The 23,378-nt window shown below is 39.6% G+C and carries 21 protein-coding genes and 3 tRNA genes; 13 read left to right on the forward strand and 11 right to left on the reverse strand.

Going from position 1 to position 23,378, the window contains the following annotated elements; all coding sequences use genetic code 11:
- Positions 1-411: 411 nt before the first annotated feature.
- Positions 412-496: transfer RNA gene (locus NMK93_RS12760), tRNA-Ser, on the reverse strand.
- Positions 497-782: 286 nt separating this feature from the next.
- Between NMK93_RS12760 and NMK93_RS12765 the strand changes: the two genes are divergently transcribed.
- From NMK93_RS12765 to NMK93_RS12810, 10 genes are all read left to right on the forward strand, one after another.
- Positions 783-856 (forward strand) — tRNA-Arg (locus NMK93_RS12765).
- 1,584 nt (positions 857-2,440) lie between these two features.
- Positions 2,441-3,148, forward strand: a complete 708-nt coding sequence (locus NMK93_RS12770; RefSeq protein WP_254527701.1) for a hypothetical protein — start codon at positions 2,441-2,443, stop codon at positions 3,146-3,148.
- 12 nt (positions 3,149-3,160) lie between these two features.
- On the forward strand, positions 3,161-4,036 hold the full coding sequence (locus NMK93_RS12775) for a nucleotidyltransferase domain-containing protein (RefSeq protein ID WP_254527703.1): 876 nt from the start codon (positions 3,161-3,163) through the stop codon (positions 4,034-4,036).
- 69 nt (positions 4,037-4,105) lie between these two features.
- Positions 4,106-4,807 (forward strand): VIT family protein, encoded by a 702-nt coding sequence (locus tag NMK93_RS12780; protein WP_185218300.1) that lies wholly within the window; start codon positions 4,106-4,108, stop codon positions 4,805-4,807.
- Positions 4,808-5,106: 299 nt separating this feature from the next.
- Positions 5,107-5,733, forward strand: a complete 627-nt coding sequence (locus NMK93_RS12785; RefSeq protein WP_185213861.1) for a Crp/Fnr family transcriptional regulator — start codon at positions 5,107-5,109, stop codon at positions 5,731-5,733.
- A gap of 69 nt (positions 5,734-5,802) precedes the next feature.
- The gene (locus tag NMK93_RS12790) at positions 5,803-6,018 is read left to right on the forward strand and encodes a DUF2892 domain-containing protein (protein WP_185213860.1); all 216 of its coding nucleotides are present in this window, start codon (positions 5,803-5,805) and stop codon (positions 6,016-6,018) included.
- Between the two features lie 159 nt (positions 6,019-6,177).
- Entirely contained in the window at positions 6,178-6,537 is a 360-nt protein-coding gene (locus NMK93_RS12795; protein ID WP_185213859.1) for a DUF4180 domain-containing protein, read from the forward strand.
- Between the two features lie 77 nt (positions 6,538-6,614).
- Positions 6,615-7,025, forward strand: coding sequence for a hypothetical protein (locus NMK93_RS12800; RefSeq protein ID WP_254527705.1), 411 nt, complete (start codon positions 6,615-6,617; stop codon positions 7,023-7,025).
- Positions 7,026-7,357: 332 nt separating this feature from the next.
- Entirely contained in the window at positions 7,358-7,711 is a 354-nt protein-coding gene (locus NMK93_RS12805) for a hypothetical protein (protein ID WP_185213857.1), read from the forward strand.
- A gap of 968 nt (positions 7,712-8,679) precedes the next feature.
- Positions 8,680-9,123, forward strand: a complete 444-nt coding sequence (locus NMK93_RS12810; RefSeq protein WP_254527707.1) for a nuclear transport factor 2 family protein — start codon at positions 8,680-8,682, stop codon at positions 9,121-9,123.
- A gap of 57 nt (positions 9,124-9,180) precedes the next feature.
- Here the strand turns inward: NMK93_RS12810 and NMK93_RS12815 are convergent, their stop codons facing one another.
- From NMK93_RS12815 to rpe, 4 genes are all read right to left on the reverse strand, one after another.
- A complete protein-coding gene (locus NMK93_RS12815; RefSeq protein WP_254527709.1) occupies positions 9,181-9,651 on the reverse strand; it encodes a DinB family protein in 471 nt (156 codons plus the stop codon).
- Positions 9,652-9,791: 140 nt separating this feature from the next.
- Positions 9,792-11,528, reverse strand: a complete 1,737-nt coding sequence (locus NMK93_RS12820) for a M14 family zinc carboxypeptidase (protein WP_254527711.1) — start codon at positions 11,526-11,528, stop codon at positions 9,792-9,794.
- Positions 11,529-11,691: 163 nt separating this feature from the next.
- On the reverse strand, positions 11,692-13,953 hold the full coding sequence (locus NMK93_RS12825; protein WP_254527713.1) for an aconitate hydratase: 2,262 nt from the start codon (positions 13,951-13,953) through the stop codon (positions 11,692-11,694).
- A 143-nt stretch (positions 13,954-14,096) separates the two neighbouring features.
- Positions 14,097-14,777, reverse strand: coding sequence for a ribulose-phosphate 3-epimerase (gene rpe, locus NMK93_RS12830; protein ID WP_185213852.1), 681 nt, complete (start codon positions 14,775-14,777; stop codon positions 14,097-14,099).
- Between the two features lie 215 nt (positions 14,778-14,992).
- Between rpe and NMK93_RS12835 the strand changes: the two genes are divergently transcribed.
- From NMK93_RS12835 to NMK93_RS12845, 3 genes are all read left to right on the forward strand, one after another.
- Complete coding sequence (locus NMK93_RS12835; RefSeq protein ID WP_185213851.1) at positions 14,993-17,125, forward strand: HD family phosphohydrolase; 2,133 nt, start codon at positions 14,993-14,995, stop codon at positions 17,123-17,125.
- A gap of 114 nt (positions 17,126-17,239) precedes the next feature.
- Positions 17,240-17,326: transfer RNA gene (locus NMK93_RS12840), tRNA-Ser, on the forward strand.
- Between the two features lie 375 nt (positions 17,327-17,701).
- Positions 17,702-18,253 (forward strand): dihydrofolate reductase family protein, encoded by a 552-nt coding sequence (locus NMK93_RS12845; RefSeq protein WP_254527716.1) that lies wholly within the window; start codon positions 17,702-17,704, stop codon positions 18,251-18,253.
- 15 nt (positions 18,254-18,268) lie between these two features.
- Here the strand turns inward: NMK93_RS12845 and NMK93_RS12850 are convergent, their stop codons facing one another.
- From NMK93_RS12850 to NMK93_RS12875, 6 genes are all read right to left on the reverse strand, one after another.
- On the reverse strand, positions 18,269-18,661 hold the full coding sequence (locus tag NMK93_RS12850) for a DUF5763 domain-containing protein (protein ID WP_254527718.1): 393 nt from the start codon (positions 18,659-18,661) through the stop codon (positions 18,269-18,271).
- Positions 18,662-18,778: 117 nt separating this feature from the next.
- Positions 18,779-19,684, reverse strand: a complete 906-nt coding sequence (locus tag NMK93_RS12855) for a fimbrillin family protein (protein WP_254527720.1) — start codon at positions 19,682-19,684, stop codon at positions 18,779-18,781.
- A 193-nt stretch (positions 19,685-19,877) separates the two neighbouring features.
- Positions 19,878-20,786: a fimbrillin family protein gene (locus NMK93_RS12860; protein WP_254527723.1), complete on the reverse strand. Its 909-nt coding sequence runs from the start codon at positions 20,784-20,786 to the stop codon at positions 19,878-19,880.
- A 67-nt stretch (positions 20,787-20,853) separates the two neighbouring features.
- Entirely contained in the window at positions 20,854-21,753 is a 900-nt protein-coding gene (locus tag NMK93_RS12865; RefSeq protein WP_254527725.1) for a fimbrillin family protein, read from the reverse strand.
- Between the two features lie 69 nt (positions 21,754-21,822).
- The gene (locus tag NMK93_RS12870; RefSeq protein WP_254527726.1) at positions 21,823-22,680 is read right to left on the reverse strand and encodes a FimB/Mfa2 family fimbrial subunit; all 858 of its coding nucleotides are present in this window, start codon (positions 22,678-22,680) and stop codon (positions 21,823-21,825) included.
- 12 nt (positions 22,681-22,692) lie between these two features.
- Positions 22,693-23,310 carry a DUF3575 domain-containing protein gene (locus tag NMK93_RS12875; protein WP_254527727.1) on the reverse strand — a complete coding sequence of 206 codons (618 nt, stop codon included), beginning with the start codon at positions 23,308-23,310 and terminating at the stop codon, positions 22,693-22,695.
- Between the last annotated feature and the right edge of the window lie 68 nt (positions 23,311-23,378).

A 23,378-nucleotide genomic window follows, 5' to 3' on the forward strand; every position in this document is an offset into this window, starting at 1 on the left:
TTCATAATTTGAATGGGGCATAATAATAAATCTAATAACTGTACTTTCAAAGGGAATGGTGATATGAATTTGAAAATTTGAATGGGGAATAATTATGAATATGATAATTTGAAAACTAAAATAAAAATGTGCTCTGTTGAAGCAAATAGTATTAGGAAATGATATTGAAAATCAGTAATTCTATTGCTTTAACGTTCATTAAAAAAGGGATTCGAGTACTGGATCACCTGAACCCCATGTGATGATTTAATCATCATTCTAATGACTACACGGAGAGTGAGGGATTGGTTCAGCCCCACATGCCCCCAGCGCAAACCCTGAACCCCCTGCGGGTCGAACCCAGGCCAACACAAGGTTCGATCCCTCACCTACGCAAAAAAGCCTTCATCTATTCGATGAAGGCTTTTTGTGCGGAGAGTGAGGGATTCGAACCCCCGAACCTGTGACAGTTAACGGTTTTCAAGACCGCCGCATTCGACCACTCTGCCAACTCTCCGCGACAAAAGTACAAATTCTGACTTGATCTCCAAATAAAAAATGAAAATAATATGGTTTAAAATCCCCTTTATAGCCTAATTAAGCTGATTTTTAACCCATTAGAGCAGGAAATTATTTTATCCAATGCAGTATTTTTTATTGCACATTAATAATATAGAGGAAAGGCCGGCGAAATATTAAAAATATGTACTTGGAAGGCAATTAGTTAATGATTATTCAAGTAAAAAAAGCGATTTTATTTTGCTTTTATCAAGCAAATACCTACTTTTGCTTCACAAAATCAGGCGCCAATAGCTCAGCTGGATAGAGCAACGGTTTTCTAAACCGTAGGTCTTAGGTTCGAACCCTAATTGGCGTACTTAAAAGCTCTCTTCTTAGAGAGCTTTTCTGTTTTCTAATAGTCCAGAATATTTTCACCCAACATTATATCTCATTTTATTACCAGCATCCCTCCTACCATAACCCAATCTTCAATTGAAATAGTTTACTCATCTTACGATTCGTAATGACAAACCCAGCTATTTATAATAAAAATAGATTCTTCGTTAACACTCTGAATCCCTCTCAAGTACATGTTAGATTATGAACGATCAGTGAGGAATCTGCTCGGTTCTCCTTCCCAACCCTGTCATCCTTTACCGAAGGTAAAGGAACTGTACGCCAATGCAATTATTGTTTGCATGGTCCCGAAAATCATCGTGCCTCAGGTGGTCACTGGCAAAGAAAGGCAAAACCTCCCTCCTCGTTAAAAAATGTTAATCCGAATTGCCAAATATAAGATAGGCACAGGCTTTGTGTTTTTATAGTACAAACAGAGTAAAAGAGTAATGAGTAAATAATTTCATAATTTAGGTTAATAATTGGTTAGTAAAAAAAATCCTAAGCTTCCCCAGCTTAGGATTTTTGTTTTGGGGATAATCTTAACCTCATTCGAGACACATTCGGAATTTTCGCAAAATGTTTAAAATAATATTCAATGTATCCTCGGGCAATCTTCAATGAATTTCAAAGGATTTCTCGAATATGTCTCGAATGAGACCCGAAGGAAAGTAAGCTATGTTCAACTATACATTGAATAGAATTTTGGAAAAGAATGTCAGGAAAACTGACCAAATCTAACCCATCCAACAGCTTGTTTCTTGAATAGTAGATTTACTCCTAATCCCGCTTGAAAGGCTTTCAAACTAAATTTCCGTTAAAAAATGTTAATCCACATTACCAAATATAAGATAGGCATAGGCTTTGCGTTTAATATAGTACAAACAGAGTAAAAGAGTAAAGAGTAAATAATTTCATAATTTAGGTTAATAATTGGTTAGTTATAAAAATCCTAAGCTTCCCCGGCTTAGGATTTTTTTATGTGCTGTATTTTCTTTCAACCAAAACACAGTATTAACTGTTTAATAAGCATGTTAGAGGATAAAAATTTTAGAAACACATGGATTTGGATCATTGTCTTGATTATTTCATTGATCGTTATATATTTCATTTGGCAATTCCTATTCTCCTCTGTTGCAGAGGTTTCAGAAGAATTTCCCAAATAATATTGGTGCATTTGAAGGATGCTTGTATTTCTTAAACCATTCCCCGTCAGGAAATGAAAACTGTAGGTAGCCGTTAAACAATTCCATGGTACATTTATTTGCTTGGTCAAATTATCTTATTTACCTTGAATATAAAATATAAACCTATGCAGATTCCAATTAAAAATCCTTCCCAATATCTTGGAATACTAATAGCTGCGCTATATGGTTTATTAATTAGATTTTTAGTTGAGGAAGATTCTATTATTTTTTCGAATAATGTCTATAATATTTCCTTCATTTTCATAACCCCTGCTATTATTGGAATTATCCCAATACTATTCCTGCAGAACAACGTTTATAAAAATGATTTCAAAACATTTTTATATCCGATAATTTCGGTTTTCCTTTTTTTATTATTGGCAATCGTTACAAAATTAGAAGACCTCTTTTGCGTATTCATTATTGGCCTACCCTATTTTTTGATCACGGGCACGGTGGGATTTATTTCTGGGATCTTGTTGAAAAGAAAGGAGAAAAAGAAGAAGTTATTTACTTTGGTCTTTCTTCCTTTGTTCTTTCTCCCAATTGAAAAGTCATTTCCTGACAGAACCCAGGATTACAAAGTTTCATATAGTACAATTATCAATAAGAGTCAGGAATACATTTTCCCAAACCTTGTGGAGGTCCCTCATTTGACAGACAAAGAGTATAAGGAAGGTTTTTTTCAGTTTATCGGAATCCCTCGACCTATTGAATCTAATTTATTTCAGGAAAACGGAACCCAATATAGAATAGGACAGTTTACAGACGGCTTAGCGCTCTACGAAACCATAGAAAAACAGGTTGAAAATCAGTTTGTCAGTTATAAAATTGATATTGAAAAATCTCAATTACGAGATAGACCTACCGATAAACATATTCTTCAGGGAAATAACTTTGAGTTTGTAAATATATATTACAACCTATCGCCTATTTCATCAGATCAAACCAAGGTTACCTTATCCTGTGACTATAAGATTACCTCTAAAATGAATTTCTATGCTAATTTTTGGGCCAAACTGGTCATCAAAGATTTTGAAACAAGATTGCTGGAAGCTATTAAGGTCAAGTTGGAAATGCAATAAAATGCTTAATTTATGGGTATGAATCTACCTCCTGAAAAACAAAAAATATTTGATGCAATCTGCGAGGATCTGGAAAAAGTGGAACATGTATCGGCTGTGGTTTTAGGCGGTTCCTATGCCACAGGAAGGGAAAATGCAGATTCTGACATCGATATTGGGATTTATTACCATGAGAACAATCCGTTTGACATCAAAGAAATTGAATCGATTGCAAAGAAATATGCCAAGGACAATATTCCTACAGTTACCGACTTTTATGAATGGGGGCCTTGGGTGAATGGTGGTGCTTGGATACAGACTGAAGCAGGGAAGATCGATTTCCTTTACCGCAATATCAACCAGGTAAGGAGAACGATTCAGGATGCAATGGAAGGTATTTGGGAAAATCACTATGAACAGCAACCTCCATATGGGTTTACTTCTTTGTTTTATCTGGCGGAGATTGAAGCCTGCAAGGCCGTATTCGACCCTCAAAATGTAATACAATATCTGAAATCATTGGTCAAGATATATCCTGAACCGCTAAAGAACAAAATCATCCAAGAATCCCTTTGGGCTGCAGAATTCAGCATCATCAATACTAATGGGTTCGCGAAGAGCAATGATTACTACAATACCTTTGGTTGCTTTACCCGAACATTGAAAGCTATTGTCCAAGCCCTCTTTGCCATCAATGAAATTTATCCAATCTCAGATAAAAAAGCCTTAGAGATCTTAGAAAAAGCAGATCAGAAACCTAAGGATTTGACCAAGAAGGTAGAGTCGATCTTGAAAGCAAAAGGCTCCTTAACGGATAGCCTCATGCAATTGAACAGCTTATTTCAGGAAGTTGTTCAACTTTCGGGAAATCAATATACTCCCCTATTTAGTTTTAAGAATGGATTATAACCTAGATAAAGGCGAATAATCTTTTAGGATTAATTTCCTTACATTACAGTATCTAAATAACTGATAACCATGACAACAATCGACAAATATTTAGAGACCCATTATATACATCGAAGCAATTGGTTAAGGGCTGCTGTCTTGGGTGCCAATGATGGAATTATTTCTGTCGCCAGCTTAGCCATCGGGGTCGCAACAGCAAGTAGCAGCAGGGATCCTATTTTGCTGGCAACCGTTGCCAGTATGGTCGCTGGAGCATTGTCCATGGCAGCGGGGGAATATGTTTCGGTTTCATCGCAAACCGATATCGAAAGGGCTGATATTAAGAGAGAAGCGAAGGAACTTGCTGAAATGCCTGAGCTGGAACTTCAGATGTTGGCAAAGATCTATGAAGAACGCGGATTGAAAAAGGAAACTGCCATGCTGGTGGCCAGGGAAATGACGGAGCACGATGCTTTGGCTGCGCACATCCGCGATGAACTTGGGATAACCGATATCAATCAGGCTAATCCAATCCAAGCTGCTTTGGCTTCTGGTGCCGCTTTTACCGCAGGTGGTTTACTTCCCCTACTGGTAGTAATCTTTGCTCCCGTTGACTATATGGTATATTCCCTATATGGATTCACCATTATTTCATTGGTCATCCTCGGAGCCGTTTCTGCAAAGACCGGCGGTGCAAAACCTTTGAAACCTATGATCAGGATCGTTATTTGGGGAACTATCGCGATGGCTCTATCTGCATTGGTGGGATACATTTTTGGCGTGAATGTATAATGAAAAAACATGATTCCAAATCACGCTATTACTTAGTATGCATATTACTTAACAGATAATCGACCATGGTAATTAAATACACGGCGCTATTAAAATTAATTTTATTATCAGGATAAAGAAATGACCTAATTGAATATAAAAAATATTAATTTCTAATTTCCTGCCAGCATTTGTAGCCGAATGCCTAATAATTTTTATTTTTTGGAAAATTTAGCATTTTATGATTTCCCCATTATCTATATTTATTGTTTAAACATTAATATTGTTTAAATATTTATATTCACACAACTATATTTCAGATGAATAACATTGAGTTTGATTTCCTCTTGGAACAGGGTTTAAGAGCAGAGTTTGAACAAGTAGGCAGCAAACTTGAATTTAATACCGGGGATATTATCGTAGAACCACATAAATATATCAAAGTCATCCCTATCCTGCTTAAAGGGACCGTCAAGGTCGTACGAGAGACAAATGAAGGGAATGAATTGATCCTTTATTATATAAAAGCAGGCCAGAGCTGTGCGGTATCCCTATCTACCTCGCTCATGAACAAACTGAGTAATATCAAGGCCATTGCAGAAGAGCAGGTGGAACTGATCGCCATTCCTTCATCAACTTCGGCGAAATGGTATGATTCGTATGCGAGCTGGCGCATGTTTGTATTGAGAACCATGGACAATCGATACGATGAAATCATCAATGCGCTGGATAGTGTAGCCTTCAAGAAAATCGATGAGCGATTGATGGATTACCTGAAAACCAAAGCTGAGGCTGTACAAAGTAATATCCTAAATATCACCCACCAGGAGATCGCCAATGACCTTTCTACCTCAAGGGAGGTAATTTCAAGACTGTTAAAACAGTTGGAACAAAAGGGAATTTTGAAACTTTTTAGAAATAAAGTAGAAATTTTCTCCCCAATGTGATAAAAGTCACTGACAAACTATAGGATATAAGCCATTTTTGTTTTAGTGTTCACCCTAAATCATTTACTTATGAAAACAAACATGGGCCCACAAGACAAAACGATCAGGATAATCATTGCAGTCATTATTGCAGTTTTGTTCTTTACAAAAGTTATTTCCGGAACATTGGCAATTGTTCTATTGGTTGTTGCAGGGATTTTTGTACTCACCAGCTTAATTGGATTCTGTCCATTATATAGCCTACTGGGGGTTAATACCTGCAGAAAGAAAGCAACCAACCATTAAAAAGAAAATCACAATAACTATTATCTTTATACCTTACCCCGCTTAAATCCCTTAAGTGGGGTTTCTTTTTTCCTGATATCGACAAAAGTATTTCTTTAAGAAAAGGCCAAGCTTTCTCCAAGAGAATTATTATTTTTATAAAATATTCCACTATACCCCATGATATTAATAAAACATAGCCTCAACAATCAACAAATTGCAGAAGTTCAAGCAGACGATTATATCTGGAAAACAGTTGAAGACGGCACCGATGTAATGGGTGATGTATATTATCAGGGATTCGACAGGATGATCATTCACGAAAAGAACATACACCCGAATTTCTTTGATCTAAAAACAAAAATGGCTGGGGAAATCCTGCAGAAATTCTCTACCTATCGTGTGAGATTGATGATCGTAGGAGATTTCTCAAAATATAACAGTCAAAGTCTAAAGGAATTTATTGCTGAAAGCAACAAAGGCCGATTGGTAAATTTTGTGGAATCCGTTGACCAAGCAAGGATTAAACTTGCAGAATAATTTTGCCTTGATTTAATTTTCCGATCTGCTACAACCTATTTCATTTTGAATTACATTTGTGCATATTATTAATCCAAATGAATCCGATTTTTCGTAAGATCCTTGCCGTTGTTTTGGGCATTGTAATTGGCTCCATGGTCAATATGGCCTTGGTTTCTATAAGTGGTACCGTGATCCCTCCGCCTGATGGCGTTGACGTCACTACCGCTGAAGGTTTGAAGGCAGGAATGCATCTATTCAAACCCATAAATTTCCTGTTCCCTTTCCTTGCCCACGCGCTAGGTACCTTCGTTGGTGCTTTGGTAGCAGCATGGATTGCCCCTACCAATAAATTAACTTTTGCAATGGTTATTGCAGTATTCTTTTTCCTAGGTGGACTGGCCTCTATATTTATGTTGCCTTCTCCACTTTGGTTTACTTTCGTGGACCTAGTATTTGCATACTTCCCAATGGCTTACTTTGCAAAGAATATCATATCAAAAGATTAAAATATAGGCAGACCTTCCCATAATTATTGAATTACGCTAATACTTTGTTAAAAGATGTTAATCTAAAACTAAAAAGACACGAAAGTATAGTTCGTCTCGTTATAATAACAAAGAAAAGCAAAAGAGTAATAAAGAGTAATTTCATAATTTAGGTTAATAATTGGTTTGGTAAAATCCTGAGCTTCCCCAGCTCAGGATTTTTTCTTTTAACCCCATTCTTAACCTGTTAAAAAACCTTAAATCCTCTCCTTTGGCATGGTAAATGCAATAATCCTATTTGTAACATCGTTATTACAATAGATTAATTAAACATATAACAAAAAATTGAACATATGAATGAACTATTTTTTTCAGCACTGTTTATAGGAAGTTTACTTTTCGGAAACCCTGAAACCAAAGAAATTCCTTCAGAATTAAATATGAATCAAACGGAATTTGTAGAGCCTGCAGCTAAGGGCAAAATTGAACTACAAGCGGATGATTCCAATACGTATCAATATAAAGTTATTGGCGACCAAGTCAATGCTCCATTGACCATATTTGTCAATGACAAAGCTCAAGGTGAAGTCAATGTGGGTGATGTATTTGAAATCAAAAAACCTGAAAACACAAAATCTGGCGAAAATCTAGAAGTATCCTTAAAGAATAGGGATGCTGAATATGCCAGTCATATCATAAGTTTTTAATCTCAATTAAATTATAACATAAACAACCTAAGGAATCCTTAGGTTGTTTTATTATGGACTATTCATAATTGAATTGAATCATTTCTTAACTTATGATTAGGTCCTTGTGACGGAATGGCCCCTCTGAGCACTGTCAATAAGTTAAGTTTTTTTGTATCGAGGTTCATTCGAAGCTCCTCGAAAAAAGCAAACCTTCAAAAAGAAAAACATCCATTGCTGTTTTGGCGAACAGTTCTTCAATCGAAGATTGAATATGACAAAGCCTCTAGAAGGAGAACCGTACAGATTCTTCACTTATCGTTCAGAATTGGAAATGAATTAAGAAGGGATTTCCAGAAAAATATTTCACCCACGCCGTGGGTTATATGTCAAGCGATTTGATCTTCTACAAAGATTTCACCCCTTCCAGGGGTTCCCAATTTATTCAAACAACCATTCTTCCGCAGGAAGCTCTTTAGCCTCCGGCTCATTTCCAGTGGCGGAAAAATGGATAGAATGCCGATGCCCTGTGCGATGGGATTGGCCTTGGAATGCTTTCAGTAGATCATCCCATCAATAGGGATGATTTACTGAAAGATATTCCCGACAACAAGGCATTCTATCCATGTGCGAAGGATGGTGCGAAAAGCCACCTTAAATGAGCCAAAGGTTTTTGGTTACTTTTGGGCTCCAAAAGTAACGAGACATCTTCATGTTCATGAGTGGCAGAACGATTCGCTTCTGTGCTGAAGAGGTTTTCGTCGAGGAGATTGAATCAACCGAGCAATAAATACCCCTAAATCCATCGGTGAATTCTCCAGCAAAACCCTGAGGGTTTTTCACCGAAATAACTCCAGCACTCACCGAGAAAGCTTCAGAATTGACCTATTTTGCCTGTTATGGCCTGTATTTCTGCTATACCTTTGAAGTATCAAATAAGAAATAACAAGAAAAAATAAAACAGGTATTAATCATTAAAAAAATAAGTCATGAAAAATTTAGTAAAAACATTCGCAATCGCAGGTCTATTATTCGCTTCATCGTTCACAGCATTTGCAATCGATAAAGACAAAGACAAATTAAACAGCGCAGTGGTAGAAAATGTTGTTGACGCCTATATCAACACTTCAGTAAGAGGTAATGTAGACCATCTAGACAACCTATTAGGTAAGGACTTCAGTTTGAAGTACAATACTGAATACAATCAGGCACCCCTATCAAGAGCTAACTACATCAAACAGATCAAAAGCCAAAAGGGAAACACCTACAACTGTGATAGCGACTATCAAATCGTGGAGAAAACTGGCAAATACAGCCTTGCTAAAGTAACGCTTAACTTCTCCAACTTCAAACGCATTGATTACCTAACCATGGTGCAGGACAGTGAAGGCTGGAAAATCACTGAAGTAAATTCAGTTTTTGAAGAGAAATAATTGGATGCGACATATATACAAAAGGCTGCTCGGTAAAATGAGCAGCCTTTCCTATTTCTATCTGTCCCAGAACATGGGAGGTTCAATTCCTAAACTCCTGAGGTAAACATAGCCTTGACCTCTATGGTGGATTTCGTTATCCACAAAATACAGAAGGTTGTCAATGATAGGCTGATTAAATTGACCAAATAGATTGTAATCTTCTGGAAATCTTTCTACTGGAATCTTATTGTAATATTCAGTAATCAATGGGGTCTGTCTATCCCACTCTGCCAATAAGGCTTCTTTGGTATTAAATGGAACATCATGGTTGAAACCCTCTGTGGTATTGCTATCGATCCCTTCTAGACCCGGCAACCCAATAGTCAATAATTCTTTCACCAAATCACTGAAAGGGCGCATCCCTCCTATGCTATATTCGAATAATTCCTTTTCTGGAAATTTCTCAATTGTTTTTCTCGTTAAGCCTCTATGTCCTTGCCAATGGTTCAAAAAGTTCTCTTTCGTAATAATTCCTGTAGTGCTCATAATATTTTCTTTTTAAATGATTGAATAATCAAATTTAAGTGCGATGAATGACAGCCTTTTGTCAACAGAAAATTAAAAGTCCTAGCATAAAAAAAGCTTCCAAGGAATATCTTGGAAGCTTGATATGGTTTCGTACCATCTTACAGTATCCTTCCTACCGGATACAGCATATAGTTATGCTCATAATGATGCGTACGTTTATAGATCCATTCCAATTGTGCCCTTCCACTTTCTGCCAGCTTCGGATCTTGTTTTTTCGCTTCCTCAAAACTTTCCTTTAATTCAACATCATTCTTCAATAGTTCGGCCGCCGTGTCCTCAAATATATAGGCCGAGAAGTATTCTTTTTGCGAAAGGATGGCATCAAAGAAATTCCAGTTGAAAAAAGAATCCATCGCCTGGGGTTCCAATGTTTCTACTATATAACGATTAATGTCCTGATTGGTTTCGATTATCCAATCGCCTTTATAAAATGGCACCTGCATCATCTTCGGACTCAGCTCCACCGAATGATGGGGATAATGCCCTTCATAGGGAGCTCCCTGTGTTTTGTAGGAAGTGATATAATACATCTCCACTTCCTTTACCTCGTCTGCTGCCAACTGATGCATCTTGACACCATTGGTTTGCATCAGTTCTATCAACCTATCATAAGCTTGGGGTACGATATATGCTTTTGGTTTTTTGATACTGATGGACGGCTTGTAATTCGAGAAATAGGGAACCTGCTTGCTGAAGGGTTTGCTTCTGTCATAATATAACCTATCCTGCCCCGATACTTCACTGGTCTTTTTCCCGGACTCAAAACCCCTGAACTCAATTTGATCAACTTTTTCAGTATCCAAGGTCCAGCTGACTGGAAAATCGGTTTGGGCAGCGACTTGCTGTTTTATGTTTTTGCGTAGGGCAACCAGATCTTTGGACTCCTTTACGGAAACTTCAAATAAATTCTTCATCAAGGCATAGGTGGATTCTACACGTTGCTGATAAGGCTTCCACATATGCGTTTCTGGCATGTAGCCAATACTGTTGTGCAGGGCGGCATATCCTGTCGAATACCTAGGGCTTTCAAGAAAGGAAACGAGTCCCGATTCTGGCGTCTCGCCTTTAGAATTCACATAAGGAACCATCGGAAAACCTTCCTTTTCCATTCTTCTGTATAGCTCATCCGTGAATTTTGATCTCATATAGGGTGCCAAGTCCTTATGCAGTTTATCCTTATGGGTTTCGATTAGGGTCATTACATATTGATAATCTGCTCCATTGCTGGTATGGGTATCAAAGAAAACATCGGGATCCCAAGTGCTATATATCTTTTGGAAGAGCCTAGAATTTCGGGTATCACCTTTAATAAAATCCCTGTTGAGATCATAATGCTGCCTAGAGCCCCTAAAACCGTATTCATTTGGACCATTTTGGTTCACCCTGGATTCTCCACGGTTTAGCATCCCCGCAATATTATAGACAGGGATCACGCAGAGTACCAAGTTATCAGGTAATTTATTTGCTTGAAGGAGATCCCTGATAAACATCATGGAAGCATCAATCCCTTCTGGCTCCCCTGGATGTATCCCATTGTTGATCAACATCACTGCCTTTCCCTTTGCCTTAATGCTATTGGGATCAAAGTCATCATCCTTAGATAGGACGATCAATTGCAATGGCTTCCCAACATCCGTTAATCCATAATCAATCATTTTCACATCCTTCCTGCCTTTGAGCAAGGCAGAATAATAATCCTGCAATTCTTGATAGGTTACCGTCGTATTCTTTTTGGCATCCAGTTCATAAGGTATTTTCTGAGCTTTTATTTCCATTGTTCCAGTAGATAACAACACAGCGGCCAAGGCCATGCTTTTTAATAAACTTGTATTCATGCTTAGTTTGGCTTATTAGGTGAATAAAGATAGAGATTATTTTTGTTTGGAAGGTTCGGAATGCGACATCCCTAAACATAAAAAAGGTGCCGTCCCAATGGAACGGCACCTTCTGAAGTCAGCAGCTCTAGTCTAAATACTAGATACTAACTACTAAATACTATTACTGATTTGAACGGATGATATTCAATGCACCACCAGCTTTGAACCAACCGATCTGTTGTTCGTTGTACGTGTGGTTTGCAAGGATCTCTTCAGACGTACCGTCAGCATGGTGCAATACCAATGTAAGCGGTTTGTTTGGAGCAAATTCAGTTAATCCGATGATATCGATAGTATCGTCTTCGTTGATTTTATCGTAATCATCTTTATTTGCGAAGGTAAGACCAAGCATACCTTGTTTTTTCAAGTTAGTTTCGTGGATACGGGCAAATGATTTTACCAATACTGCACGAACACCTAAGTGACGAGGCTCCATAGCTGCGTGTTCACGAGATGAACCTTCACCATAGTTTTCATCACCTACGACGATTGAACCAATACCGTGCGCTTTGTAATCACGTTGTGTTGCAGGAACCGGACCGTATTCACCAGTCAATTGGTTCTTCACATTATCAGTCTTATCGTTGAAGAAGTTAACCGCACCGATCAACATGTTGTTAGAAATGTTGTCTAGGTGACCACGGTATTTCAACCAAGGACCAGCCATAGAGATGTGGTCAGTAGTACATTTACCTTTAGCTTTGATCAATAATTTCAAGCCTTTAAGGTCAGTACCTTCCCATGCTGCAAATGGCTCTAATAATTGCAGACGATCTGAATCAGGGTTCACATCCACTACAACGCTTGATCCATCAGCTGCAGGAGCTTGGTATCCTGGATCATCCACAGCAAATCCTTTTTCTGGTAATTCATCACCTGTAGGAGGATCTAATTTTACTTGCTCACCGTTTTTATTGGTCAACGTATCTGTAAGCGGGTTAAAACCTAAATCACCTGAGATAGCGATCGCAGCAACCATTTCTGGAGATGTTACGAATGCAAAAGTGTTCGGGTTACCATCAGCACGTTTCGCAAAGTTACGGTTGAAGGAGTGAACGATAGTGTTTTTCTCTTGTTTCTCAGATCCAGCACGATCCCACATACCGATACATGGTCCACATGCATTGGTAAAGATAGTTGCATTAAGGTCTTCGAAAGTTTTCAATAATCCATCACGGTCAGCAGTGAAACGAACTTGCTCTGATCCTGGGTTGATACCAAATTCAGCTTTGGTTACAAGTCCTTTTTCAACAGCTTGGCGAGCGATAGAAGCAGCACGTGATAAATCTTCGTATGAAGAGTTAGTACATGAACCGATCAATCCCCACTCTACTTTAGTAGGCCAGCCGTTTTTACCAGCTTCTTCACGCATACGTGAAATTGGAGTATACAAATCTGGAGTAAAAGGTCCGTTCAATGAAGGCTCCAACTCCGATAAGTTGATTTCGATCAATTGATCGAAGTATTGCTCAGGGTTTGCATAAACTTCAGGGTCAGCAGTCAAATGTTCTTTGATTGCATTCGCCGCATCAGCAACTTCTGCACGGTCTGTAGCACGCAAGTAACGCTCCATAGAAGCATCATAACCGAAGGTTGATGTCGTTGCACCGATTTCAGCACCCATGTTACAGATTGTACCTTTACCTGTACAAGATAGAGATTCAGCACCTTCGCCAAAGTATTCTACGATAGCACCAGTACCACCTTTTACAGTTAAGATACCAGCCACTTTCAAGATTACATCTTTTGGAGCCGCCCAACCAGAAAGTTTACCTGTTAATTTTACACCGATCAATTTAGGGAATTTCAGCTCCCATGGTAATCCTGCCATCACATCACATGCATCTGCACCACCAACACCGATCGCAACCATACCTAAACCACCCGCATTTACTGTGTGGGAGTCAGTACCGATCATCATACCACCTGGGAAAGCATAGTTCTCCAATACTACCTGGTGGATAATACCAGCACCTGGTTTCCAGAAACCAATACCGTATTTGTTCGATACAGAACTCAAGAAGTTGAATACTTCTGAGCTTTCATTTTTAGCACGATTTAAATCCTCTGCTGCTCCATCACGCGCTTGAATCAAGTGGTCACAGTGAACAGTTGAAGGAACTGCTGCTTGCGGACGGCCTGCTTGCATAAATTGCAATAAAGCCATCTGAGCAGTTGCATCCTGCATCGCTACACGGTCCGGTGCGAAATCAACGTATGATTTGCCACGCTCGTAAGCCTCTGAGGCATTACCATCCCAAAGATGCGTATATAAAATTTTCTCAGCTAGAGTCAATGGTTTATTTACAACTTGGCGAGCAGCTTTTACACGCTCATCATATTGAGAATAAACCTTTTTGATCATGTCTATATCAAAAGCCATTATTTGTAGTTTAATATGATTTATTAAATTTTACACTATTAAGCTCATACTATGAGCTGTTTACGCAAAAATACAAAAAAAACTGCGTTTTATTCGCATTTCTGCCACTTCTCGCTAATTTGGAAGTATTCTAAACAAAAGGGTTAAACCAATTGAACTGAAGGGTCTACAGCCTTCAATTCCTGTATTGTTTGAACTGGATTTTCGGAAGAGAACACAAAGCTACCGGCCACCAAAACGTCAGCTCCAGCTGCCAATAACTTGCCTGCATTTGAAGTCCCAACACCACCGTCAATCTCGATCAAAACATCCGTATTCTGCTCTGCCGCTAAAGCGCGTAATTCTTTAATTTTACTGTACGTTCGCTCAATGAATTTCTGTCCTCCGAAACCGGGATTTACAGACATCAGACAAACTAGGTCAATATCCTGGATCACATCCTTCAACAAGGAAACCGGTGTATGCGGATTCAATGCAACCCCTGCTTTACATCCCAACTCCTTAATCGCTGCTAATGTGCGATGTAAATGTGTGCAAGCTTCATAATGAACTGTTATAACCTCTGCCCCATTATCCTTGCAAACCTTCAAGTAACGGTCTGGATCCACGATCATCAAATGTACATCCAAAGGCTTTTTTGCATGCTTTGCAATGGCACTCATTACCGGGAATCCAAAGGAGATGTTAGGGACAAATACCCCATCCATGATGTCAATATGAAACCAATCAGCTTCGCTCGCATTGACCATCTCTACGTCACGCTGTAAGTTTGCAAAATCTGCAGCCAATACCGAAGGTGCTATTAAGTGTTGTTGTGTGGACATGTCTTAAATTTTTTGCAAAGATAACAAGTATTATCCTCTAATTGAAAAATAGACAGGTTTTCCCTAGAATTGCTACATTCAACTTACAATCCAAAGCAAAAAGGAAAGAAACTCCTCGACAATAAGGACAATGTTTTCAGATTGTCTTAGCCTAAAATCAAACTGTTTGCCGTAAAATAATTACATTTGTTAGTTAGGATTACTAAAATTAGATTGTGGCGAAATTAAAGATAAATTACCCTAAGGATAAATTACAGCAAAACTCCAGTTTGTGGAAATATGGAATGGTGGTCTTAACCATTGTCCTGATCTGTATATTCCTACCCAAACAACCCAGATTTAGGTACGAATACCAGAAAGGAAAACCTTGGAACCATGAAAACCTGACCTCCCCCTACAACTTCGCAGTCCTCAAAACTGCCGAAGAAATGGAGCGCGATAAACAGTACATCCTGAATACGGTCCAACCTATCTATAACCTGAACGATGTGGCCAGTAAGGAACAGATCGATCAGTTCAATACCGACCTCAACGAAAAATGGCAATCCAGCCAATTAGATTCCGCCGAGACAGGGAACCTCAATGACTATCGAGAAGTAGGAACCGCCCTCTTGAATTACATCTACGAAAGAGGTGTCCTTTCCCTCAATAATCGATATCAAAATAAAGGCAATGACTCCTCCAGAAATGACCCTACTTCGTTGGAGTATAACTTTGTCCTTATCCACGACAATATCGCCCAGCAGAAGAATACGGTAGATTGTTATACGATCGAATCTGCAAATCAATATATCGTTGGAGCACTTGAAAAGAACAAACTGATCGAACATAAGAAATGGCTGTCTGAAGTCCTGAAAAACTACATTACCATCAACTACGTCTTTAATGAGTCCCAGACCAACAAAGTTGAGCAAACGGCCTTGGCCAATATCTCAACCACCCGAGGGATGGTGCAAAAGGACGAACTGATTGCTGAACAGGGGAAAATAATCAATAACGACACTTATCAGAAATTAGAGTCCCTACGAAAGGTATTCGAGGACGAATCTAGGATCAGTGGCGAACAGAACCTTGTCACTTTTGGACACTTTATCCTGATTTCGCTAGCCATGGCCCTATTGATGGTATTCCTTTATTTCTTCAGAAGGGATATCTTCAACAATAACCGTCTGCTGTTCATTATCTTCATCGTCATTTTGGTGATGTTAGGGGTATTGAGTTGGGCTATCAAGATCAAGATCCCAAGTCTTTATTACATTCCATATTGTAGTGTACCGATCATCTTCAGATTATTGTTCGATACACGGATAGCTCTCAACATCCATATCCTGATGGTACTGATTGCCGGACTGTTCGTACCTAACAGTTTTGATTTTGTTTTCTTGCAGTTCACGGCCGGTATGGTTGCGATTTACAGCATCCGTACACTGGTTAAGAGAGAGCAATTCCTGGTATCCAGTGTGCTGATCTTAGGAACCTACATCCTAGCTTATATGGGATTGGTTCTGACCCGTAACGGATCTTTTTCTTCGATTTACTGGCAGGACATCCTTCCATTTACAGTGAGTGTAGGATTGACCCTTCTCGCCTATCCTTTAATCTATGCTTTCGAGAAGTTATTTGGAATCGTTTCTGACTTAACCTTAATGGAATTGACCAATAGTAACTCTAGGTTACTGCGTGAGCTTTCCTTAAAGGCACCAGGTACCTTCCAGCATTCGCTACAGGTTGCTAACCTTGCTGAAGCCGCAATTTATAAGATTGGTGGAAACCCATTACTGGTCCGTGCAGGAGCTTTATACCATGACATTGGTAAAATGATCAATCCACTGTACTTTATCGAAAACCAGAAAACCAATGACAACCCCCACGAGGAGTTGACTCCTGAACAAAGTGCACAGATCATTATCTCGCACGTGTTGAAGGGCATTGAAATGGCTAGGAAGAACCAGATGCCTGAGGTGGTAATCGACTTTATCAGAACGCACCATGGAACGACTAAGGTTGATTACTTCTACAACATGGCGGTAAAGGCGAATCCAGACAAGGTCATTGACGAGTCAATCTTTAAATACCCTGGTCCAGTACCATTTTCAAAGGAGACCGCTGTCTTAATGATGGCAGACTCTGTTGAGGCTGCTTCAAGGGCATTAAAGGAGCCAACCGAAGAGTCAATCAATAATTTGGTGGACAAGATCATAGACCATAAATTATTGCAGAGACAGTTCCAGAATGCGGATATTACGATGCGTGAGATCACAGAATCGGCCAAGATCTTCAAGGCCATGCTGAAGAGCATTTACCATGTTCGCATTGATTACGATCTAAGTAAGAAGAAAGATAATTAAAAAAACAAATTGATATTCAAAAGGTTGCTGTAGGCAGCTCATAAAATGCGTATTTTTCGCTAAATCGACTTTGAAGAGTGAAAATTTTGCGTTATGTTTGCACTGTCGAAACCCGGAGAGGTGCCTGAGTGGCCGAAAGGAACAGTTTGCTAAACTGTCGTACTGGAAACGGTACCGCGGGTTCGAATCCCGCCCTCTCCGCAAAGATATCTCAAAACCCTTCAATGTTAATTGAAGGGTTTTATTTTTCACATCAAATTGCCAAGCTTGCTTGAAGCAATTTGATGTGAAAAATAAAACCAGCGAGTGTAACGAGCGAAGGTTTTGATACTATCTTTTAGCCTCCCCCTCCAGGGATCGCCGAAGGCAATCCCACACTCCCTCGAATAACCGTTTGATGTTTCATGTTAGAATGCTATTGAGGATACTATGTATGCTAAAGGTGAACCTGTTGGTACCAAATAAAAACCCAATGCATGCTAAAGAAAAGCCCCTCTTCCCCCCACATTTCTTGCCCTATGACAAGCCAATTCCCTCCTCCCAACCTTATCTTTGATTTATCAAACTCCCACAACCATGAGAAAAATAACAGCCGCCTTCAACATGACCCTCGATGGTAATTGCGATCATACCGTTCCAAATCCCGATGCTGATATCCATGATCATTACAGTCAGCTCATATCAAGTGCCGATGCTCTCCTTTACGGTAGAATTACCTTCGAACTGATGAAATTTTGGCAAACCCTCCTTAGCAACCCTTCCGACCAACAATCTCACAATGATTTTGCAATAGCCATAGACAAGGTTCCAAAAATCGTATTCTCCAACAGCATACTATCAACCGGCTGGGATACTGCGCAATTGTCCGAAAAACCATTGCCTGAAAAGATAAAAGAATTAAAAAACGGAGAAGGGAAAGACATCTTAATCTGCAGCAGGAGTTTAATCATTCAATTGCTGAATCAAAACCTTATCGACGAGTTTCAGCTATGCATTCACCCCATTATTGCAGGCCCAGGACTAATGTTATTTGATAAAATTGAAAAACGAATTGACATGAACCTTCGCGAAACAAAATCCTTCAAATCCGGTGCTGTAATCCATTATTACATCCCAATCCGGAACTAAGATTACACAAAAAACCTACCTCGGCTCATGTTGATGGCAATATCCATTGACATTTCTTGTCATATGCTTACAACGTGTGCCTTTTTTGGTCTTACCTTTACATTGTACAGACCTAGAAACTGCCCCTTGCGCTTCTCCTGGTTTTATCCCTAACCCACTTTGAGCTGTCCCCACTAAACCACTTGGTTTTGTTTGCACAGGATTACATTGCGAACAGGCACTAAGACCCATTTTTTGGGCATCAGCAATACTCAACGCATTTGAAACATTCTTGACATAACGGCACGTTGCAGTATGGTATTTACTGCCTGATGGAGTTTTATAAACTGTCTGCGCAGATAGGCAGAAAGTAGACAGCACAAAAAATATACAGATAAGATACCTCAGGGTTACAATTAGTTTACACAAAGATAAAACAAGAATCTACATTCCCTCAAATAAATGCATTTTAACATGAAGTAAGTCTAGAAATTTGGAGCATAAAAAAACACCCCTGCAAACTGCAGAGGTGTCAATATCTTTATTTTAGTTGGCTGTTCCTGTCAAGGATTCAGGCTGCCAATCTCTAATCGTCACATTTCCGAGTACCATTCCAATTTTTGCAATATCAAGGTCTATGGTATACTCCTTACCAGCTTCAAATTCTAAACCAGCATTGGCTTTCCAAACAAACACATCAGGCCCAATACTGAAACTTACCGAAAAGTCTCCGGCAGCTGCAAATGTTTTTGGAAGAACGATCGCCTCATAACGGCTACCCAAGGTTTTTCCAAAAGGCTCAATAGTGGCAGGGGTATTTTGATTGCTGACCACTCCAGTGGCCAAACTAAAGTCAGCCAAAGTATTCATGCCAGACATCGACACCTCCATTTCTTCCCATTCCTGGCTGCTATCATCCATTCCGCTACCTGCCGATGTCAGGATGACCAGCTTTGCCAGTTTATGTTCAAATTCAAGTGGAACCATCGTTGCAGAAGCTTTATCATAACCAATACCTGCATTATCAACTTTTGTCCATAATAAATCATTAGGCGCAAGATCAGTCTGGGAAGTAAGGTCTATAGCGAAATTACCAAGATTGGTTATCCCTGTTCGATAAGGATAATAGGCAATAAAGTCAACTTTACTTCCAGATACTGGAAAATAAATCTCCTGTCCTGTTGCGGCGTTGAAGTTGCTCCCGTCTGCAGTTTGGTATAATCGGTTGCTCATGGCATTATAGATATCCGTAGTACCATTGTTGACCATAAATATCCCTATTTGATCATTGGTGCTCCAAGTCGTTGTGATCCCATTGTTGGCGGTTGCCTTTTTCATTCCGGCGTTGAAGTTGACCACCTGCGAGGTTTCTTCCTTCAGGTTGTCTACCTTGCTACAAGAACTGATCAGGATCCCCACATGTGCGATAGAGGTTATTAATTGGATTTTCATCTACTATAGAATTATATTTTTTCCTTAATTGAATGTTCTGTTTATATCATATGTAATTGCCACAGGCTTACATCTCGGCAAGCTATCACAAGCCCCAATGTTGGGGCTTGCGAAAAACTGATGTTCAGATCAATTTATGCAAGAAAGAACATCATATTGTTCAGGACAGGTTAATTTCCCCTGTACCTATACATTAATTTGCTATACCTGTTCTACTTTCTGTTGCCCAATCTGTGATGGTTATACCACTCAGGTTCACACCCGTTTTTTCAATATCAAGGCTAATGGTATACTGTTTTCCAGCCTCAAATTGCTCACCAGCTGCCGCTTTCCATACAAATACATCTGTACCAACCGTGAAACTGATTTGCAGATCACCTGCTGCAGCAAAGGTTGCTGGAAGCACGATGGCTTCATATAGCGCTCCTGCTGTCTTTGCAAAAGGCGCCACCGCAAGTGCTGCGCTTGGATTGCTTAGTGTACCGGTCGACAGGTCAAAATCGGCCGCTGTGTTCATACCAGTAACCTGTACTGTCATATTAGCCCAATCCAAACTGGCATCGTCCATACCCGTTGAAGCATTTGGAACAATAGCTATCTTGGACAGCTTATGTTCAAATTCCAGAGGAACCTGTCCGGCTGTACTTTTATTGTAACCATTGTTGCCATTGTTCACTTTTACCCAAAGCAAATCATTTTGAGCAAGATCAGTCTGTGTGGAAAGATCAATTTCATAATTATCTCCTAATGCTGTTATACTTGGTCTGTACGGATAATAAGCAATAAAATCCACCTTGCTATCAGATACCGGGTAGTAGATTTCATGGCCTGGTTGAGGAGCAAAAGCAATTCCGTCACTTGTCACATATAACTTATTTGTCATACCACCATAAACATCTGCAGTACCTGTATTTAGCATAAATATCCCTATCTGATCTCCCGTCTGCCAGGAACTGGTTATTCCATTGTTTATAGTCGCTTTCTTCATTCCTGCAGTAAATCTTACTTGGTCAGAGGTTTCTTCCTTAAGGTTATCGACCTTACTACACGAGCTGAACATTAATGCCACAAGAGCCATGCTGGTTAATAATTGGGTTTTCATTTTTTATTGTTTTGATTTTTTCAGTTCTGTTAATAATTATCTTTTTCTATTGTGTTTGTATTATTCATTACTCAATCAAAAAATCGAGTTTTATTATCTTTGCTTCCCCAGCCATGAGTTGAACAACCTTTGGAAGTAAATATTTTTTTGTACCGACGGTACTCGTTAATGTTATTATTTCTTTTGAATTTGGCAGGTTATGAACTGGCAAATAAGCACGATAGGTAAATTTGGTTAAATAATCTGGGGACGAAGGTTGCTCTACCCTATATAGGTAATAGGAAATATTTCCATTGATATTCAATAAACTATGATTATATAAATTCAACATTGCCATTCCTATATTAGAGGTCACTGAAACCTCCAAACTTTGATCTGGTCCCGTTCCTGCCCCCGCTCCCTTAGATACTTCTATCTGCAGCATAGCCAACCTATGGGTAAGAACTAATTCAACATCCCCCCCTTTTACCACACTCCCTACTGCACCTGACATCAAGTCTGATTTTGCAAACCCATTCAATCCTTCATTCATGGAGCTTGGATAAAAATGTATTTGCAATGGATCTATAGGATTTTCTACTGATGGATCAGGTTGATATGGGTAATATGCATAAAAATCATAATTAGCGGCTCCATTTGGCCACTCTATGTCTCCATCCCACCCCGTACCATTGTAGGTGAGTTTCGCGTTGTGGATCGGATTGCCTGAAGCAACCAAATTTGTTCCTTGAGCAGCACCAAACACCCCAATCTCATCACCTACTTTAAAGGTAGTTGTGAAATCAGCACTGGATGTTGGGTGTACCGTGGCTTTCTTTTCCTTTCCGTTATTGATTTTAACCTTAAAATTGATCTTCTCTCCCTGTGCTGTTGGTCCATCCTTTACCTTGCTACAACCAAAAATTAGCAGAACCATGGAAAACATGATGATTTTCATAGGTTGGAAGTATATTGTTCTTCTTTTCATTACTTTCATTTGTTTTATTAGGAATACCTACTTAAAATCGTGGCTTTAACACGATTTGATTTTATACGGCTACCAAGCCTGACCCGAAGCGTTTTGCTTGACCCAGTCCTTGATACTAACTTTAAATCCTGCAGCTGTTTGGGTTTCTACCTTTGCCTTGAGCTCCATTGGGATATGTTTGTCCGTGTTTGCATCTGCGAGAAGCTCAGTCATGTCCGACTCCATGGCTACGACTTCAGGTACCCCTTGGTCAAAACTCAAGGATCCAGAAATCATCTGTTCCCCACCTTGCACGCCAAGAATGCGGATTACAGCCTTCCATGTGCCGTCTGCCTGCTTCTTGAAGTCTAATGGTACGCTACTCGGACTCCCTAAGGGCACATTGCCCTGTAGGTCCCAAGCAGAAGCGATCCCCGATAATTGAGCTTGGATCGAATTGATGTTGGAAGCTCTCCCTCCCTCTGGTTCGAGGATAATGGTCAATTGACGGACTTGTTGTTGCATTACTGCAGTGGCTTCCACGTTGCTTTCATTTGCATATTGAAGTTCGCCAGTCGCAGAAAAAAGCCATTCAGGCATTGGGATCAATTGTCCGTTTTCAATATGCTGTTTGGCAATGCCAGATTCAATGTCAAATCCGGAAGCAAGGTTATAAGCTAGATAGGGATAGTTACCAGGAAACAGTTCCGGCAAATCAGCCTGACCTTGGCCAAAGGAATGTACTTTTCCATCAAGAATGACTTGGTAACTGTTAGGGATTGAAATTCCCTCTGTTCGTTTTTCCCAGTCCGTCTGCAACAGGTAATGCCCCTGTTCGGTCAGTTCTAGCCTACTACAGGAAGGAAACAGAAAGCTGACTAGGATAGTGATATATAGGCAACAAACTACGCCAGGTCTTTTTCGTGTTTTTTGATAATTTTTCTCCATTTCATTTAAGGTTTAATTGGTCCGTCTAGAAAAGCTAATGCTGATTCCCGTTGGTCCCCAGTAAGTCCTGTCAGGAATGGTTGCTGTACGGTAGTGCTCTCCATTTACATGGCGCATCTTTTCCACTTTGCTAAATTGAAGGAAACCAAGGGTAAGCCCGATATCGATCATAAGCTTTTTCCCAGCAGAATACTGCTTTCCGAAAGTAAATCCCCCGCCCATAAAGCGGCCTTGTTCATTGGAGATGTTATAGTCGCCGACGGTACCTTTCAGGCCTATGTAGGCATCCCGCGAATCATTTGTGTAATAGCGCAGTTGAGGAGCGGCATACCAGTTACGCCAGTAATGGTCATTGCCATTCCGCTTGAAGTTCCAATGCGACAGTCCCCCATCGGCCAAAAGGCCAATTCGATCAGCAGCACGATATTCCACCCCCAGATTGGGAACAAGAAATAGCCAGCCCAGCATGTTACTGCGGACATTAAAACTTCCAGGCTTTGAACCTTCAAGAATTTTGACTTCCTGGCCCTTCAGCGGATTTAGCAAAAGGCAAAACATAAGCATACAGAGTGATCCTCGGATCATTTTAGTTTTATTGGTCATTGGTTTGGTAGGGTATAGTATCAACATTATCAACACATAACAATGCTGGAACTGTATTTTATTATGAAACTAATATATTAATTATAAATAAACTT

This window comes from Sphingobacterium sp. LZ7M1, from assembly GCF_024296865.1.
In the GTDB taxonomy this organism is placed as follows: domain Bacteria; phylum Bacteroidota; class Bacteroidia; order Sphingobacteriales; family Sphingobacteriaceae; genus Sphingobacterium.